A 17,317-nucleotide genomic window follows, 5' to 3' on the forward strand; every position below is an offset into this window, starting at 1 on the left:
TCGCGTGCCGCCCGGCCGCCCGGCTGCCTGGTCCCGCCTCGCCTGCCGTCCGCCGTCCGCCGCCCGGTCTCGTGCCGACCGGCTCCGGCGTCCGGTCCCGCGCCGTCGGCCGCCCGGTCCCGGCGCCCGGTTCCAGGGCGCTGAAACCGTCGTGAAACCGCGCTGAACGCGGCCTGCCGCAGTCTCCTCGGCATGACATCGACGACATCGCACTCACCCGCCATCGCGGCCAAGGGGCTGCGGAAGGCCTACGGGGACAAGACCGTCCTCGACGGCATCGACCTGGCCGTGCCGGCCGGCACCGTGTTCGCCCTGCTCGGCCCGAACGGCGCCGGCAAGACCACCGCCGTCAAGATCCTCTCCACCCTCATCACCGCCGACGCCGGCGAACTGCACGTGGGCGGTCACGACCTGGCCACCGACCCGCATGCCGTACGCGCCGCGATCGGTGTCACCGGGCAGTTCTCCGCCGTCGACCGCCTGATCACCGGCGAGGAGAACATGCTCCTCATGGCGGACCTGCACCACCTGTCCAGGCAGGAGGCACAGCGCACCGCCGCCGAACTCCTCGCGCGCTTCGACCTGGTGGAGGCCGCGAAGAAGCCCGTCTCGACCTACTCCGGCGGCATGAGCCGCCGCCTCGACCTCGCGATGACGCTGGTCGGCGACCCGCGGATCATCTTCCTCGACGAGCCGACCACCGGCCTCGACCCGCGTTCCCGCCACAACATGTGGCAGATCATCCGCGGGCTGGTCGCCGACGGCGTCACCGTCTTCCTCACCACCCAGTACCTGGAGGAGGCCGACGAACTCGCCGACCGCATCGCGGTGCTGAACGACGGCAGGATCGCCGCCGAAGGCAGCGCGGAGGAGCTGAAGCGGCTGATCCCGGGCGGGCACGTCCGGCTGCGCTTCACCGACCCGGTCGCCTACCGGTCCGCCGCCGTCGCCCTGCGCGAGGCCGCCAGGGACGACGAGTCGCTGTCCCTGAGCATCCCCAGCGACGGCAGCCAGCGCGAGCTGCGCGCCGTCCTCGACTGGCTGGACTCGGCCGGCGTCGAGGCGGACGAGCTGACCGTGCACACCCCCGACCTCGACGACGTGTTCTTGGCCCTGACCGGCCCCACCACAGTCCCCAGCCAGCCCAAGGAGAACGTCCGATGAGCGCCCTCTCCCTCGCCGTACGCGACTCGAACACGATGCTGCGCCGCAACCTGCTCCACGTACGGCGCTACCCGTCCATGACTCTGAACCTGCTGCTCACGCCGATCATGCTGCTGCTGCTCTTCGTCTACGTCTTCGGAGGCGTGATGAGCGCGGGCATCGGTGGCGGCGGCGCGGACCGCTCCGACTACATCGCCTATCTCGTCCCGGGTCTCCTGATCATGAGCATCGGCTCCACCGTGATCGGGGCCGCGGTCTCCGTCTCCATGGACATGACCGAGGGCCTCATCGCCCGCTTCCGCACGATGGCGGTCTACCGCGGTTCGGTGCTCGTCGGGCACGTCGTCGGCAGCGTGCTGCAGGTGCTCGCCAGCCTGGTCCTCGTCGGTGCCGTCGCCGTGGCCATCGGCTTCCGGTCCAAGGACGCCACGGCCCTGGAGTGGCTGGCGGCGTTCGGGCTGATCGCGCTGTTCGCCCTGGCGCTCACCTGGATCGCGGTCGGGATGGGCATGGCCAGCCCGAACCCCGAGGCGGCCAGCAACATGGCGACACCGCTGATCCTCCTCCCGCTCATCTCGTCCGCCTTCGTCCCCATCGACGCGATCCCGGGCTGGTTCCAGCCGATCGCCGAGTACCAGCCCTTCACCCCCGCCATCGAGACCCTGCGCGGACTCCTCCTCGGTACCGAGATCGGCAACAACGGCTGGATCGCGATCGGTTGGTGCCTGGCGCTGACCGCGCTCGGCTACCGCTGGTCGACGTCGCTGTTCAACCGCGACCCGAAGTAACCGCCATGACAGCGCGGGCCGCGTCCCGCAGCTCGTCCCGCTCCAGGACGGCGTACTCCGACACAGCGTCGGCGTACGCCGCCCTGGCCGCGTTCCCGGCGGCCCCGACCGCCTGCCGGGCGCGGTCCGCCGACATCGTCGGCTGGAACGAGCGCAGTACCCGCAGCCGTTCGGCCAGCGCGATCATCCGTACGGCGGCCGAGGCGTCGTCGCCGGACGCGAGCCCCGCCAGGCCGAGCGCGTGCAGCACCGTCCCGAGCACCGGAAGCTCCATGGGCGAGCCGGCGGGACCCGAGAACAGGGTCCGCAGCCCCTGCCGCAGTCGGTCGACCGGCTCCGCGACGAGCTCGAGACGGCCGGCGTGCGCGTGCGCCGTCACCGCCACGGCCAGGATCTCCAGCACCCACCGGTCGAAGAAGGGGTCGCCGCCGTCTATCGAGCCGACCGCGGGCAGCGGCTGCACGGCGCTGCGCCACAGGCCCAGTCCGACCTCCGTCAGTCCACGGGCGAGCGCGATCTCGGCGCGCCCGAGGACGTCCATGCTGTAGTCCTCCTGCTGCGTGGCGTCGGCGCCCTCCGCCTGCCGCAGCCAGTACTCGGCCTCGTCGGGGTCGCCGCGCTGGAGGCAGGCGAGGACGAGGCCCCAGCGGGTGCCGATGAGGTCGTGCTCGTCGCGGAGCCGCAGCAGCGCCTGGAGCGCCGCCTTGAGGTGTCCGTACGCTTCCTCGCCCCGCTCCGTCTGCAAGCACAGCTCGCTCAGCCGGGAGTGGCCCATGACCTGCAGGAACGGGTTGTCGACCGGTCCCAGGGCGGCGATGATCCGCCGAGCCGAGGTGAGCGCGCGGTCGATGTCGTGCTCCGACTCCCAGACGTACGTGGCGACGCACTCGGCGGCGCCGGCGAGCAGCGGCTGCTCGCTGTCGCAGAGTTTTCGCAGCACGTCGTAGTCGGGAGGCAGCATCTCGGGGACCGCGCTCAGCACTGCCGCGACGGCCCGCAGCAGCGTGTCCGGCGGGGCCGGGGGCAGCCGCCGGAGGGTGACGAGCTGGCGTACGGCGACCGGGCCGTAGCCCATGAACAGGGTCGCCGTGCACAACACCGCGGCGGCGCGGGCGACTTCGACATGTTCGGGCTCGGGGTAATAGTGCGACAGCGGCGGGCCGGTGTCCGCGGCGAGGGCGGCGAGGCGGGGGTAGCTGGAACCGATGGACCACAGGGCGGCGAGGACGGCGGCGAGGGCGGCAGTGGTGGGGCCGTCCGTACGGGCCAGGGCGTGCCGCAGGGCCAGTACGAGGTTGTCCTGCTCGGCCCTGATCCGCTCCCGGGCGGCCAGCGGTTCCGAGCGGAAGAGCCAGTCGTGGTTCGCGACCCCGAAGTCCCGCGCCCAGACGAGGAACCGGCCGACGGCCTCCTCTTCCTCGCCCGCCTCGGCCCGCCGGGCCGCGCTGAACTCCCGTACGGTCTCCAGCATCCGGAACCGCACACCGGCCGGGGTGTCGGCGACGACGACCAGCGACTGGTCGGCCAACTGCTCCAGCAGAGACAGCGCGTCCTCGCCGAGGACCTGCTCCGCCGTCTCGCCGGCGAAGCCGCCGGGGAAGACGGACAGCAGGCGCAGCGCGGCCCTGGCCTTCTCGTCGAGGAGGTTCCAGCTCCAGTCCACGACCGCGTGCAGCGTGCGGTGGCGCTCCGGCGCGTCCCGCGCCCCGCCGCGCAGCAGCGCGAACCGGTCGCCGAGGCGGCGGGCGATCTCCGGCACCGACAGCACCCGTACCCGCGCCGCGGCCAGCTCCACGGCGAGCGGCAGCCCGTCGAGGTGCCGGCACAGCCCGGCCACCGCGTCCGGCGGCAGCTCCACACCGGGCCGGGCTGCCCGCGCCCGCTGCGTGAACAGCTCGACGGAGATGGCGAGTTGGAGTTCCGGCAGCGCGTACGCCGCCTCCGACGTGAGGCCGAGGGGGGCCCGGCTGGTGGCGAGCACCCGAAGGTCCTTGGCGGACGAGACCAAGGCCTGTACGAGGGCGGCGGCACCGGCGACGACCTGCTCGCAGTTGTCCAGGACCAGCAGGGCGGGCCCGGCGCCGAGCACGCCGAGGATGCCGGGCACCGGGTCGTGGCCGCTCGCAGCGCCGGGCCGCTTCTCGCCCGCACCGAGTGCGGAGGCCACCTCGGCGGCGACGTCCTCGTCCGCGGTGACACCGGCGAGCGGCACGAAATACACGACGCGCTGCTCGGCCCGGCGACTGACAGCGTGCGCGAGACGGGTCTTGCCGAGGCCGCCGGGGCCGATGACGGTGACGGCGCGGGAGGCGCGCAACAGCCGTTCCACCGCAGCGATGTCCTCGTCACGCCCGAGCAGCGGATTCGGCTCGTGCGGCACGCCGTGCCGGACCGTGGGTGCCTCGCCGGACAACAACTCCTGCTGTACGGACTTGAGTTGAGCCCCCGGATCGGTGCCGAGCGTCTCGCGCAGCTCCCTCCGGTACGCCTCGTACCGTGCCAGCGCGGCGGACGGTCCCGCCGTCGTCGCCTCGCCGCGCAGCAACTCGGCGAGCACCTCCTCGTCACGCGGATGCTCCGACGCGGCCACGGCCAGCGGCCCGGCGGCCTCCGCGTGCCGCCCAAGCCGGGCCAGCGCCAGCGCCCGCGCGCGGACGAGGGTGCCGCGAACGGGGGCCCGCTCGGCGCGCAACGCGGCCACCGGGTCGCCCGTGTCACCATCCCCGTTGGGCGTCCCTTCCCACAGGGCAAGGCCGGCCTCGGCGGCGGCCAGCGACCCCGTATGGTCCCCGGCCCTGGTCCGGTCAGCGCTCGCGGCGGCGTGCAGCAACAGGGCGGAACTGTCTACCTGTTGCTCGGGGAGGGCGAGCCGGTATCCGGTGGGCGTGCTGGTGATGACGTCGGCGCCCAACTGCGCCCGTGCCCGGGACACGAGGACCTGCAGCGCCCTTCCCGGCCGCTCCGGCAACTCGTCCGGCAGCCACAGCCCTTCGACGAGCCGCTCGATGCTGCAACCCGTACGCAGGTCGCCCGCGAGCAGCGCGAGGAGGCTGCGGAGCCGGGGCGCGGTGACTTCCTGCCCGCGATGGGCGACGCGGGGGAGGAGGGTCAGGTCGGGGGTCATCAGTGCAGATTAGCCTCGGACGTCAGCGTCGGGCTTTCGGGCGCCCAGCAGAGCGTAGTGAGACCTTGACGCATTGACGTAATGTTTGCGTCACCTTATGGTGAGGGCATGCTCTTCCCTACGCCTCCTCTTGGCGCCCAGGATCAGCGCGTCCTTGGCGAGATCGACGAACTTCGTCATTCGCTGCGCCTGCAGGTCCGGTCCACTCCGACGAAGTGGACCGACGGGCTGCGCAAGTTCCTGACCGCCGACGCGGTGGCGGCCTCCAACTCGATCGAGGGCTTCAAAGTGTCCACGGTCGACGTCGAGGATCTGCTGGAGGGTGAGCGGGATGTCGATGTCTCGGAGGAGGACCGCGAGGAGACGCTCGCCTACCAGCGGATGATGACCTACGTCCAGACGCTGCACGACGTCGCCGACTTCCGGTACGGCAAGGAGTTGCTCAACGCGCTCCATTGGATACTGCAGGGACACCGGCACACCCCGCGGAAGCCGGCCGGGCAGTGGCGGCGTGGAGTGGTGTACGTGACGGACGCCCGCGACCCTAGTATCGCGGCGTACACGGCGCCGGACGCGGCCGATGTGCCCGCGTTGACGGGTGAACTGGTCGAGTGGCTGAACACGGACGACGGCAGCCACCCGCTGGTACGGGCCGCCATGGCGCATCTGCACCTCGTTTCCATCCACCCGTGGGCGGATGGGAACGGCCGCATGTCCCGGTCCCTCCAAACGCTCATGATCGCGAGAGAGGGAGAACTGGCCCCCGAGTTCTCCTCGATCGAGGCCTGGCTGGGGCGCCCCGGCAACACCTGGGAGTACTACCGCGAGTTGCAGCGCCGGGGGGCCACCTACCGCCCCGACCAGGACGTCTCCGACTGGGTCCGCTTCAACCTCACGGCGTACCACCAGCAGGCGCAGGCCGTACGCAGGCGCCTGGACCGATCGAGCCGGGTGTGGGTTCTGCTCGGTGAGTTCGCGGAGGTCCGCGGGCTGGAGGAGCGGGTGGTTTCCGCTCTGCATGACGTGGCGATGTCGGGGCGGGTACGCCGGACACGTTACGAGCGGGCGGAGGACCTGGGTCTGCAGCGGGCCCAACGGGACCTGCGGGACCTCGTGGCGGCCGATGTCCTGACGCCGGTCGGCCGCACCCGGGCCCGGTTCTACACCGCCGGCCCCGCCTTTCCGGAGCCGGCGCTGGAAGCGGCCCGGACGCCGCTGCCGCTGGCCGATCCTTACGCCCGTTGAGGGCGCAGGTCGCGCAGGACTCTCCTGTGCGTGGCGAGTACCGGCTCATCACCTGGGGCCGCCTCGAACTCGCCGACAGCGAAACCGACGGCGAAACCGACAGCGACACCGTCGACCCCATCACCGGCAAGGTCGAACAGCTCCGCGACGCGCAGCGCGCCGGCCTGATCGATCCCGCCTGGGATCCGGCCGACGTGCTCGCCCTGATCAACCAGATCGCCACCACCTGGGCAGGCCAGCCGGAGATCGGCGCCGCCGCGGCCAACCTCGCCGCGGACACCTCCGTCAGCGCACGCCGCGCGGCCCTGGTCACCGCCGTCGAGCGCCTGTTCCCCCGCCTGTGGTGAAACCGACCGGTCCGCAGCGGTTGGTGGCCCCACTCGTCGAGCTGCGCGAGACGAGTGGGGGTCCAGGACTGGCTTGCGGGGATGTCATTCGTCTCCGCCGTCGCCGTCGTCATCGAGGTCGACGTCGTCCGGGTCACGCAGGGGCCGCAGCCGCCACCACCGACGGCGCGACACCTCAGGAAGCGGTCCGTGCCCTCGCGGTCGGCGTGTTCGACGCCCACCCGTGGATCGGCACGCAACTCGCCCGCGCCCCGGCGCAGTCACCGCTGCTGCGGATCTTCGAGCACCTCGGGCGCCAGGTCCAGGCGCTCGGGGTGCCCCAAGCCGCTCACTTCACGGCCGCGTCCGCGCTGCTGAACTACATCCTCGGAGTGGGTGGCCAGAACGCGGCCAACGCCCGCGACCACCGGCCGGGCGCGACCCGGGCAGAGTTCCTGGGCTCGGTCTCGGACTCGTGGGGGAATCTCGATCCCGACGAGTACGCGTTCACCCGAAGTGTCGCGGACCAGCTACGGGATCACGACGACCGGGAGGAGTTCCTGGCGGGGATCGACCTCATCGTCGCCGGGATCACCGGGATCACTGCGCGGCCGTGAACTCCCGCCAGGCGGTGGGGGAGAGGTGGAGTATGGGGGCTTCGGGGGGTGTCTTGGAGTCACGGACGGCGACGACTTCTGGGTGGTTGCGAGCTACTTCGACGCATTCGCCTCCGGCGTTGCTGTAAGTGGACTTGGCGAAGTCGAACTCGGGCATGGATCAGATCTCCTGGCGGATGGTGTCGATCAGCTGGACCGAGTCGCGCGGAGCGAGGCTCAGCCGCGCTGTCCGTTCGAAGAACCCGCTGTACGCGGTGCTCTCGGTCTCGTTTTCCACCCACACAGTAGAGGCGATTGCGTCAGCGTGGACCACGTCCACTGCCTCGGTCTCGGCGAACGAGATGATGGTGAACGGGCCTGAAATGCAAGGGTGGCCGCCCGCGCGGAAGGGCAGTACCTGCACGCGTACGTTGGGCAGTTCGGAGACCTCCAGGAGACGTGCCAACTGGGCGCGCATGGTGCCGGGCCCGCCGATCAACTGCCGTAGCGCCGCTTCCCAGATGACGGCGTACATCTGAAGTGGGCGTTCATCGTGCAGGCGTGCCTGGCGGCGCATCCGGATGTCGACCAGGCGCTCGATCTCGTCCGGGTCCTCCCATACCCCCACACCTTCGGTGACGGTCACCGAGCGCGCGTACTCGGCGGTCTGGAACAGGCCAGGAATCAAGGAGAGTTGCCAGGTCCGTACGCGGCTCGCGGCGTCCTCCAGCGCGATGTACTCGGAGAGCGCGCCTGGGTGGGGCGACTCCTGCCACCACCCCTTGGCCTTGCGGCGCTCGCGGTCCAGCCGAGCCAGGTTGAGAAGCCGAGCCAGGGTTTTCGGGTCACTCAATCCGTAGGACTCGCACAGCACCCGGATGTCGGGGTCCCGCATCGGGACCCAGCCGCGCTCCATCTTCACGATCTTCGAATTGGTCGCGTTGATGACCTCGGCGGCCTGTTGCTGGGTCTTCCCCGAAGCGTCGCGCAGGCGCAGTAGTTCGGCACCGAGCTTGCGGCCCAGGACAGTTGAGGTGCGATTGCCCAGTTCTGAGGTACGAGTCACGGATCAAGTGTGGCGTGTGGAAGCTCCCTCGTCACTCGATGGAGACAATTTTCTCCGAGTAGCTTGCATCCGGGACTTGGTGCTCAATACCGTCAGTGCTCAGCCGCATGCAAAACGGAGTCAATGGAGGTGCCCCATGCCGGACCCTCAACCCCCCACCGCCCCTCTCTATGAGGACCGCCTCGACTACACCCCAGTCGCTCGCAGCGTCCCCCTCGCCCGCCACCGCACTGCCCGTCTCGTCGTCGAATGGGGGCACCCGAAGCTGGCCGGGGACGCGGCCCTCGTGGTCTCCGAGCTGATGACCAACGCCCTGCTGCACGGGAGCATCCGAGGACGCCTCATCCGCGTACGTCTCACCGTCACCACATCGCTGCGCGTCGAGGTCAGTGACCCCCGTGCCGAGCGCATGCCCTGTCCCCGTGAGGTGGCCGACGACGACCAGTTCGGGCGGGGACTGCTGCTGGTCGGGGCGCTGGCCGGGCAGTGGGGCGTGGGGCCACGGGAGGGGGTGGGGAAAACGGTCTGGGCGGAGTGGGGGCTCGTCGTCACCCCGTGTGATGCCGGACCGCTCATCGGCGTCGAAAAGTGATGCACTACGCGGACGGGGACGGTCCGCTCGTTCCCCGCCCCGAGCTGACGCTCCCCGATCTACGCCAAGCTGTCGCCACCGTTGCGCCATCCCGGCTGCCCGAGTTCTTCGAGGACCTGCAGAATGCCTTCGTGCGCGCCGGGGACGAGGACAGCGTCGTACCGATCCGGATGTTCTACCGGCAGTGGGGCGATTTTGATCAGTGTCCCGGCGATCAGAGGGCCGGTCGAGCCGGCCACCGCGCCGGCCTGTTGCACACGGGCGTACCCGGCGTTGAGCAGCTCTTTTGGTACCAGCTGTGGCACGTACGACTGGTTGGCCGCCTCGAACAGCAGGGACAGCACCCCGAACACGAAGACGAACATGCACAGTGCGGGGATGGTGAGCCGATCCAGCGCATGCAGCCCCGGTATCGCGCCGAGCAGGACTGCCCTTCCGAGGTCCGTGGCGACCATCATCGGCTTGCGCCGCCAGCGGTCCACCATGACCCCGGCTATGAGCCCGAAGAGTAGATACGGAACCCAGCGGGCGGCGTTGACGATGCCGACCTCTGTGGCGGATGCGCTCAGCGTCACGGCGGTGAGGATCTGCAAGGCCAGCGCCGTGACCTGAGAACCGAAAGCAGACACGGCCGAGGCGGTCAGGAAACGTACGTACCCAGGGACTTCCACCAGGCGCGGCATGACCGGACCGTACCAGCGAAGATCACTGACGGACGACGTCGGAACAGGTCACCTAACGACGGCAGCCTACGTCAGTGTCGCCAGCTCTCCCTTGTACTCCGGCCCGTGGTCAGTATCGGGTGACACAGAATAAGCTCAGCTATAATAACTGCACCTATACAACCATGGGGTGTGTGTTGTGGACAAGCCCGCCGAGATGTTCGACCGCCAGTTCGAGTGGGCCGAGCTGACCCGGTTTGCCGCCCTGCCCGGACCGAGGGCGACGCTCGGGGTGGTCTCCGGCCGCCGTCGGCAGGGCAAGACGTTTCTGCTCGATGCGCTCTCCCGGGCCAGCGGCGGCTTCATGTTCACCGCGACCGAGACCACCGAGGCCGATGCCCTGCGTCAGTTCGGCGAGGCCCTCGCCCGGTACCGGCGCCGGCCCACCCCGTTCCGCTTCGCGCACTGGGACGAGGCGGTCACCGAACTCATGCGCATCGCCGACGCGGGCGGCCCCAGGGTGGCGGTCATCGACGAGTTTCCCTTCCTCGCCAAGGCCTCCCCCTCGCTGCCCTCGATCATCCAGCGCGCCCTGGACCCCGCTGCCCAGCACACCAACACTCCCGTACGTCTGCTGCTGTGCGGCTCCGCGCTGTCCTTCATGGGCAGGCTGCTGTCCGGCAACGCTCCGCTGCGCGGCCGAGCCGGCCTCGAACTCGTGGTACCCACCCTGGACTTCCGCCTCGCGGCCGAGTTCTGGCAGATCGACGACCCGCGCACCGCGCTGCTGACCAACGCCGTCGTCGGCGGCACACCTGCCTACCGCCGTGAGTTCACCCAGGGCGACACCCCTGCCGGTCCGGACGACTTCGACGCCTGGGTCGTCCGCGCCGTGCTCAACCCGGCGCGCCCGCTCTTCCGGGAGGCCCGCTACCTTCTCGCCGAAGAGCCCGAACTTCACGACACCGCGCTGTACCACTCGGTACTGGCCGCCATCGCCGCGGGCAACGCCGCTCGCGGTGGCATCGCCGACTACCTGGGGCGTAAGTCCACCGACCTTGCCCACCCGCTGGGCGTTCTCCAGGACGTCGGAATGATCACCCACGAGGTGGATGCCTTCCGACGCAACCGCTCCGCCTACCGCATCGCCGAGCCGCTCGTCACCTTCTACCACGCGGTCATGCGCCCGGCCTGGGGCGACCTGGAACGCCCCGGGCGGGCGTCCGACGTATGGCGCCGCACCCGGTCCACCTTCCGCAGCAAAGTCGTCGGCCCGCACTTCGAGCAGGTCTGCCGGGAATGGGCCCGCTGGCACGCGGCGCCCGGCACCCATGGCGGACACGCCACGCGAGTCGCCGGCGGTACCGTCAACGACCCCGCTGCCAGGACCAGCCACGAGGTCGACGTCGCCGTGCACGGCGAAACCCACGACGGACGCCAAGCGCTGCTCGCCATCGGAGAAGTGAAGTGGAGCGAGGTGATGGGGGCCGGCCATCTGGAGCGTCTCCGGCACATCCGCTCCCTCCTGACCAGGAGCGGCGCGGCCACCGAGGCAACACGGCTGTACTGCTTCAGCGGCACCGGCTTCACCGACGACCTGCGTCACCTCGCGAAGGACGACCACACGATCCAGCTGATCGACCTGCCCCGCCTCTACCACGGAGAGTGACTTTCCGATCCGCAGGTCGGACGGTGTGGTGGCGGCCAGGGGCGGTGGACGCCGCGGGGTGGGTTCGGAACCGCCCCTCAGCCCTTGACCGCCGAACTCGCGACCCCCTGGACGAACCAGCGCTGGAAGAAGCCGAAGACGATCAGCACAGGCAGGACCAGGAGGACGCCGAAGGCGAGGGTCTGGCCCCAGTCCGGGGGGAGCAGGGCCTGGAAGACGCTCATCTCCAGGGGGAGGGGGCGTACCGAGGGGTCGGAAACCATCAGGACCGGCCAGAGGAAGGAGCCCCACTGGGTGAGGAAGGTCAGGATCGCCACGGAGGCGAAGGCCGGCTTCGACATCGGGACGATGATCGCGAAGAAGGTGCGCCAGGGGCCCGCGCCGTCGATGCGGGCGGCTTCCTCGATGCTCGGCGGGATCGTGCGGAAGAACGTGTGGAACTGGTAGACGGAGAAGGCGTTGGCGATGAACGGGAGCGCCAGGATGTAGAGGGTGTTGCGCTGGTCGTTGAACATGTAGAAGAGCGGGACGGCCACCGACTCGAACGGGACCAGCATCAGTAGGAGGACGAGGGTGAAGACCGCGTCGCGGCCTCGCCACTTCAGCCGTGACAGCCCGTACGCCGCCATCGAGTTGATGAACAGGCCGCCCGTCACCACCACGAACGCCAGCAGCAGCGAGACGCCCATGAAGCGCCAGAAGTAGCCGGTGCTGTCGGAGTTGAGGCTGTCGAGGACCGCCGTGTAGTTGTCGAAGGACAGGTGGGTGGGCAGGAAGCCGGACAGGCCGTTCAGCACCTCGTCCGACGGCTTGAGGCTGCCGATCAGCAGGTAGAGGACCGGCAGCGCGAAGACGAACGCCAGGACGGAGAGGACGGCGTAGTCGAGGAAGCGGCGCAGGGGGGTGCGGGTCAGGCCCGTGGTGGTGATGCTCATGGTCATCCTTAGTTCTTGGTCCTCTGGCCTTTGTCCTCAGTCCTCGTTGTCCGGGCGGACCACTCGGCGCTGGACGACGGTCAGGGCGACGACGATCAGGAAGAAGACGACGGTGATCGCCGCTGCCTGCCCGACGTTGTTCTGGTCGAAGGCGGTGGTGACGGCCTGGTACATCACCGTGCGCGCGGCGTCCTCGTTGAGACCGCCGCCCTTGACGAGGACGTACACCTGGTCGAAGACCCGGAAGGAGAGCACCGAGGTGAGCATGACGACGAAGACGAGGGTGCCGCGGATGCCGGGCAGGGTGACGTGGCGGAACTGCTGCCAGGCGCCGGCGCGGTCCAGTCGGGCGGCCTCGTAGAGCTCGGCCGGGATCTGCTGGAGGCCTGCCAGCAGGATGACCATCTGGAAGCCGACGCCCTGCCAGATGGACAGCACGATGATCGAGGCCAGCGCGGTGGCGGAGTCGCCGAGCCAGTCGAAGGCGCCCCAGTTGCCGAAACTCACCGTGTGCAGCGCGGAGTTGAGCATGCCCTGGTCGCTGCGGGCCAGGATGAGCCGCCAGATCACGGCGACGAGCGCCATCGGGAAGACGACCGGCATGAAGAAGAGGGACCGGAACAGGCCGATCGCCTTGAGCTTGCGGTTCAGCAGGATCGCCAGGCCGAGCGCCAGGGCCGTCTGTACGGGTACGACGACCACGGCGAAGGTCAGGTTGTTGAGGAGGGCGCGGAGGAACGGGCCGGAGAGGTCCGGGTCGGTCAGCAGGCGGCGGTACTGCTCCAGGCCGAAGAAGCTGGGGGCCAGCGGGGAGCCGAGGCGGACGTTGTAGAAGGAGAGGACGACGGCGTAGACGAACGGGACGCCGACGAAGGCTATGAGTCCGGCGACGGCCGGCGTGGACATGAGCAGTCCGTGCAGCCAGTCGCGGTTCTTGCGCACAGGGGGCACAGGAGGCACAGAGGACGCAGAGGGATCTGAGGGCACAGGGGGCACAGGGGGCACGGCGCGCGTCGGACGGGGCGGACGCGCGGGCTTGGCGGCGGCGGTCACGGGTGGGGCCTTCTCCCGGCATGGGGCGCGGCGTGCGCCGGTTCGACGGAGTTCACGGACGGTTCCTGTTCCCGGCGGGGGCGGGCGCGGTGAGCTGCGCGGGCCCGCCCCCGGCCGATGGGCCTACGGGATCTCGTAGCCGGCGTTGTCGGAGAAGTCCTGGTCGATGGCGCGGGCGGCCTTGGCCAGGGCGTCCTCGGGGTCGGCGCCGCCGTAGACCGAGTTGAGGGCCTCGCTGAACTTCGCGGTGATGGTGGGGTATCCGGCGGTCACCGGGCGGGTCACCGCGACGCAGGACGTGGTGATGTCGCTGTCACCGCAGGGCTTGGCGAGCTGGTCGGCGAAGAGCTGGAGCGGGCCGCCCTGCTTGTAGAGGGAGCTCGCGGCGAGCGCGGACTTCGTGGCGGGCGGGGCGCCGTTGGCCGTCGTCATCGCGGCGACGCTGGTGTCGCCCAGCAGGTAGTCCATGAACGTGCCGGCGGCCTTCGCGTTCTTGCTGTCGGCGCCGATGCCCCAGGTCCAGGAGCCCTGGCCGGTCTTGGGACCGTTGCCGAAGTCGGGCAGCGGCAGGACGACGAGGTCGTCGCCGAGGGCCTCGCTGTAGGTGGGGTACATCCAGTGGCCGACCCAGCTCAGGGCGGCGCGGCCCTTGGCGAAGGCGTTGCCGTCGGTGTTCGGGTCGACGTAGGTCTTCCAGGACTGGAAGGTCTTCAGCGCCGACACCGCCTCCGGCGAGTCGAGGGCGCCCTCGGCCTTGCCGTCCTTGAGCAGCGAGCCGCCCGCCGACCAGACGATCGGGGCGAAGCCGTACGTGCCCCACTCGGTGGTGAGTCCGTTGTTCTCCTGGACGTCGAGGGTCTTCCCGTCGGAGTCCTTGGCCTTCAGCGCCTTGAGCGCGGCCGTGAACCCGTCCGCCGTCCAGGCGTCGTCCACGCTCGTCGGGTACTTCACGCCGGCCGCGTCCAGCAGCTTCTTGTTGCCGTAGATCCCGAGGCCCGAGTCGTACATGCCCAGGCCGTAGTGCTTGCCGCCGATCTCGCCCTGCGCCTTGCTCGCGTCGGTCGCGTTGCTCATCGTCTCGGACGAGACGTGGTCGTCGATGGGAGCGAGCTTCTTGTTGTAGACGAAGTTCGCCATGGTCGGGCCGTCGAACTCCAGTACGTCCGGCAGTTCCGCGGCGCTGGTGGCGGTGATGGTCTTGGTGTAGTCGTTGCCGGGGATCAGCTTCAGCTCGACCTTGACGGCGCTCTGCGAGGAGTTGAACGACTTCACAGCGGCCTGCAGCGCGGCATCCTCGCTCTTCTGGCCCTGGTGGGCCCAGACGCTGATGGTGCCCTTGCCGCTGCCCGCCTCCGCGGCGGCGTCGGTGCCGCCGCCCCCGCCGCAGGCGGCCAGCGCCGCCAGGGGCAGGACGAGGGCCAGGCCCGTACAGGCCGTGCCGCGGAACCTTCTGCTGGTCGAGTTCATGACTGTGCCTCCGTGTTGCTGTGGCGAGGGTTCGAGTGCGGGGGGTTCGTCCGAGGTGTGGGGGGGGCTTCAAGGCGGGCAGCGGCGGGAGTTACCGCGGTCCGCGCGGGCTGGGCGGCGCTGTGGTCTCGCGCAGGACGAGGCGGATGGGCATCTGGACATGCCCCGGGGGTTCGGCGCCGGGCTCGTCGAGACGGCGCAGCAGCAGCCGGGCCGCCTCGGCGCCCTGCTCGGCGACCGGCTGGGCGACGGTGGTCAGGCCGACCACGTCGGCGAGTTCGTGGTCGTCGAAGCCGACGACGGACACGTCGTCCGGCGCCTTCAGGCGGTGGCGGCGCAGGGCGCGCAGGGCGCCCATCGCCATCTCGTCGGACTGTGCGAACACGGCGGTCGGCGGTCGGGAGGCGGCCAGCAGCTCGGTCATGGCCCGCTCGCCGCCCTCGACGGTGTAGTCGCCGTCCGCCTCCAGGGCCGGGTCGTGCTCGATCCCGGCGTCGGCCAGGACGTCCAGGTAGGCGTTGCGGCGCTCGACGGGAGTGGTCCAGTGCAGCGGCCCGCTGGCCCCGCTGATCATGCCGATGCGGCGGTGGCCGAGGTTCACCAGATGCCGTACGGCGCTTTCGGTGCCGGCCCGGTCGTCGATGCCAACGACGGTGAAGCCGGGCCGGGCCCCGCCGACCGTGCTGGCCAGCGGCACCCCCAGGGAGCGCAGCGCGGCCGACTCCTCGTCGTCGGGAATGAGGAGCGACAGCACCGCGTCCACCCGCTTGCGCACCGGCAGCTTGGTGAAGAAACGCTTGCGTGTCTCCGGCGAGCCCAGGTTGTACAGCAGCACGTCGTAGCCGGCGGCGCTGAGCTCGCGCTCGGCGGCGTCCAGCACGGTGCCGAAGAACCAGCGGCCCACGTACGGGACGACGACGCCGATGGTGTACGTGCGACCGCTCGCCAGGCTGGACGCGGAACGGGACGCGGTGTAGCCGAGCTGGGCGGCGACGGCCGTGATCCGGTCCCGCACCTCGTCGGACACACCCGGCCGGCCGCGCAGGGCGCGGGACACGGTGGACGCGGAGACGCCGACCGCCTGGGCGACGTCGTTGATGCTGGCCGTCACGGCTCAGTTCCTCCGTAGTGGTCACGTCGGTGTGATCTGCGAGTGACGTGACCGTAAACCCGGCCCCCTTGTTGCGCAAGCGTTTGCGTTCATATTTACTTGGGCCGATTCCAGAAGAAGTTCGTTTTGACCGCTGGTCAGCGCATGCGTTTGGGCGCTGTGGAGCCGACAGGAACTGCGCATGCGATACGCCCCGCCCGGCCTCTGCGTGAACGACTTCGCCCTCCTGCGGGACGAGGACGGCACGTACGCGGTGCTGCACCTGCAGGGGCCCTGGACGGCCGAGTTCGACCATCTGCGGATGGAGACATCCTTCGGCCGGGCCACCTCCGCCGACCTGGTCGGCTGGCAGCCGCAGGGCACCGCGTTCGGGGTCGGCCTGCCCGGCGGCTTCGACCAGCAGGCGGTGTGGACCATGCACCCGGTCCGGCACGGCGACGGAACGGCGATGTTCTACACGGGCGTGAGCGGGCTGACGCCGGAGGGCTGGCCGCTGCAGTCGGTCGGGCTGGCGTACTCCGACCGCACCGACGGCACCGGCTGGCGACGCCACGGCACCGCGCCGGTCGTCGAGGCGGACCCGCGCTGGTACCGCACCGGGGAGCGGATGGGCTGGCGGGACCCCTTCGTCGTACGCGACGACGAGACGGACGGCTGGGTGATGGTCGTCTGCGCCAGTGACGCGTCCCTGCCCGTCGAGGCCGGCGGATGCGTCGCCTGGGCCACCTCCGACGACCTGGAGCACTGGACGGTCCAGCCGCCGCTGATCTCACCCGGCGATGTGGACGAGCTGGAGTGCCCGGTCCTGGAACGCCTCGACGACGGCAGCTGGCTGCTGCTCGGCTCCATCGGCGCGACCCGCGGCTTCGAGTCGTGGACCGCCCCGAGCCTGCGCGGCCCCTGGACCAGGCGCGGCCCCCTCGGCCCGACCGGCTCCTACGCACCCCGCGTCATCGCCGCCCCCGACGGCACCCGGGTCGTCCTGCACACCACGCCCCGCCAGGTGGGCCTCACCGACACCGGGGAACGCTGTCGCGGCATGCTCGCGCAGCCCAAGTCCCTTGTCGTGCACGAGGGTTCGGCGCCCCGCCTCGAATGGTGGCCCGGCCTGGAGCCCTGGCTCGGCGAGGAAACCGGCCACCCCGCGCTGCACGCGGTCGGCGACATCGGCATCACGGGGGCGGTCGAGATCACCCTCCGCACCGCCACCCCGGAGGACGGCCGCCCCGCCCTCGCCGTCGGCTGCGACGGCAAGAACCTCTGGATCACCGGCCCCGACGGCAGCCGGCTCGGCGAGACCGTCCTGACCGAACCCGCCGCCGCTCTGCGCGTTCTCACCGTCGGCGAATACGTCGAGGTCTACGCCGACAACGTCTTCGCCCTCACGGCCCTGTGCTACACCGGCCACCCCGCCGCGTGGACAGCCGTCACCGAGGGGCACAGCCGTACGGTCCCGGTACGCCCGATCCGGCTGCCCGACCCGCGGCGCGACGATGCCTCGGCGGTCTGGCCGGGGTCT

At 70.5% G+C, this 17,317-nt stretch carries 15 protein-coding genes and 1 pseudogene; 8 read left to right on the forward strand and 8 right to left on the reverse strand.

The window, feature by feature from the left end; genetic code table 11:
* The first annotated feature begins 192 nt into the window (after nucleotides 1-192).
* Both RB628_RS00345 and RB628_RS00350 read left to right on the forward strand, forming a co-directional pair.
* On the forward strand, nucleotides 193-1,164 hold the full coding sequence (locus RB628_RS00345; RefSeq protein ID WP_318318172.1) for an ATP-binding cassette domain-containing protein: 972 nt from the start codon (nucleotides 193-195) through the stop codon (nucleotides 1,162-1,164).
* Nucleotides 1,161-1,952, forward strand: a complete 792-nt coding sequence (locus RB628_RS00350; RefSeq protein ID WP_318318173.1) for an ABC transporter permease — start codon at nucleotides 1,161-1,163, stop codon at nucleotides 1,950-1,952. Before RB628_RS00345 ends, RB628_RS00350 begins: the two co-directional genes overlap by 4 nt.
* On the opposite strand, the gene RB628_RS00355 is transcribed toward RB628_RS00350, so the two are convergent.
* Complete coding sequence (locus tag RB628_RS00355; protein ID WP_318318174.1) at nucleotides 1,933-5,076, reverse strand: ATP-binding protein; 3,144 nt, start codon at nucleotides 5,074-5,076, stop codon at nucleotides 1,933-1,935. The two genes, RB628_RS00350 and RB628_RS00355, sit on opposite strands and share 20 nt — an antisense overlap.
* A gap of 108 nt (nucleotides 5,077-5,184) precedes the next feature.
* On the opposite strand from RB628_RS00355, the gene RB628_RS00360 reads away from it, so the two are divergent.
* From RB628_RS00360 to RB628_RS00370, 3 genes are read left to right on the forward strand one after another with little or no spacing between them, the layout of a single operon-like run.
* Nucleotides 5,185-6,321, forward strand: a complete 1,137-nt coding sequence (locus RB628_RS00360; protein WP_318318175.1) for a Fic family protein — start codon at nucleotides 5,185-5,187, stop codon at nucleotides 6,319-6,321.
* Between the two features lie 26 nt (nucleotides 6,322-6,347).
* Nucleotides 6,348-6,668 carry a hypothetical protein gene (locus RB628_RS00365; RefSeq protein ID WP_318318176.1) on the forward strand — a complete coding sequence of 107 codons (321 nt, stop codon included), beginning with the start codon at nucleotides 6,348-6,350 and terminating at the stop codon, nucleotides 6,666-6,668.
* Nucleotides 6,662-7,264, forward strand: a complete 603-nt coding sequence (locus RB628_RS00370; RefSeq protein ID WP_318318177.1) for a TetR/AcrR family transcriptional regulator — start codon at nucleotides 6,662-6,664, stop codon at nucleotides 7,262-7,264. Before RB628_RS00365 ends, RB628_RS00370 begins: the two co-directional genes overlap by 7 nt.
* Here RB628_RS00370 and RB628_RS00375 read toward each other — a convergent pair.
* On the reverse strand, nucleotides 7,248-7,421 hold the full coding sequence (locus tag RB628_RS00375) for a DUF397 domain-containing protein (RefSeq protein ID WP_318318178.1): 174 nt from the start codon (nucleotides 7,419-7,421) through the stop codon (nucleotides 7,248-7,250). The genes RB628_RS00370 and RB628_RS00375 overlap by 17 nt on opposite strands.
* Before the next feature lie 3 nt (nucleotides 7,422-7,424).
* Nucleotides 7,425-8,309, reverse strand: a complete 885-nt coding sequence (locus RB628_RS00380) for a helix-turn-helix transcriptional regulator (protein WP_318318179.1) — start codon at nucleotides 8,307-8,309, stop codon at nucleotides 7,425-7,427.
* A gap of 136 nt (nucleotides 8,310-8,445) precedes the next feature.
* On the opposite strand from RB628_RS00380, the gene RB628_RS00385 reads away from it, so the two are divergent.
* Nucleotides 8,446-8,901, forward strand: coding sequence for an ATP-binding protein (locus RB628_RS00385; protein WP_318318180.1), 456 nt, complete (start codon nucleotides 8,446-8,448; stop codon nucleotides 8,899-8,901).
* A gap of 176 nt (nucleotides 8,902-9,077) precedes the next feature.
* On the opposite strand, the pseudogene RB628_RS00390 reads toward RB628_RS00385, so the two are convergent.
* Nucleotides 9,078-9,584: pseudogene (locus RB628_RS00390) on the reverse strand (MFS transporter); the annotation flags it as partial.
* A gap of 196 nt (nucleotides 9,585-9,780) precedes the next feature.
* Here RB628_RS00390 and RB628_RS00395 point away from each other — a divergent pair.
* Nucleotides 9,781-11,232, forward strand: coding sequence for an ATP-binding protein (locus tag RB628_RS00395; RefSeq protein WP_318318275.1), 1,452 nt, complete (start codon nucleotides 9,781-9,783; stop codon nucleotides 11,230-11,232).
* Nucleotides 11,233-11,309: 77 nt separating this feature from the next.
* Here the strand turns inward: RB628_RS00395 and RB628_RS00400 are convergent, their stop codons facing one another.
* From RB628_RS00400 to RB628_RS00415, 4 genes are all read right to left on the reverse strand, one after another.
* Entirely contained in the window at nucleotides 11,310-12,167 is an 858-nt protein-coding gene (locus RB628_RS00400) for a carbohydrate ABC transporter permease (protein WP_318318181.1), read from the reverse strand.
* A gap of 36 nt (nucleotides 12,168-12,203) precedes the next feature.
* Nucleotides 12,204-13,172, reverse strand: a complete 969-nt coding sequence (locus RB628_RS00405; RefSeq protein WP_412180571.1) for a carbohydrate ABC transporter permease — start codon at nucleotides 13,170-13,172, stop codon at nucleotides 12,204-12,206.
* 171 nt (nucleotides 13,173-13,343) lie between these two features.
* Nucleotides 13,344-14,687, reverse strand: a complete 1,344-nt coding sequence (locus RB628_RS00410) for a sugar ABC transporter substrate-binding protein (RefSeq protein ID WP_318318183.1) — start codon at nucleotides 14,685-14,687, stop codon at nucleotides 13,344-13,346.
* A gap of 91 nt (nucleotides 14,688-14,778) precedes the next feature.
* Nucleotides 14,779-15,798 carry a LacI family DNA-binding transcriptional regulator gene (locus tag RB628_RS00415; RefSeq protein WP_318318184.1) on the reverse strand — a complete coding sequence of 340 codons (1,020 nt, stop codon included), beginning with the start codon at nucleotides 15,796-15,798 and terminating at the stop codon, nucleotides 14,779-14,781.
* Nucleotides 15,799-15,979: 181 nt separating this feature from the next.
* Here RB628_RS00415 and RB628_RS00420 point away from each other — a divergent pair.
* On the forward strand, nucleotides 15,980-17,317 hold a 1,338-nt coding region (locus RB628_RS00420; protein WP_318318185.1), incomplete at its 3' end, for a mucin-1.

The organism is Streptomyces sp. ADMS (assembly GCF_033441795.1).
Classification (GTDB): Bacteria; Actinomycetota; Actinomycetes; order Streptomycetales; family Streptomycetaceae; genus Streptomyces.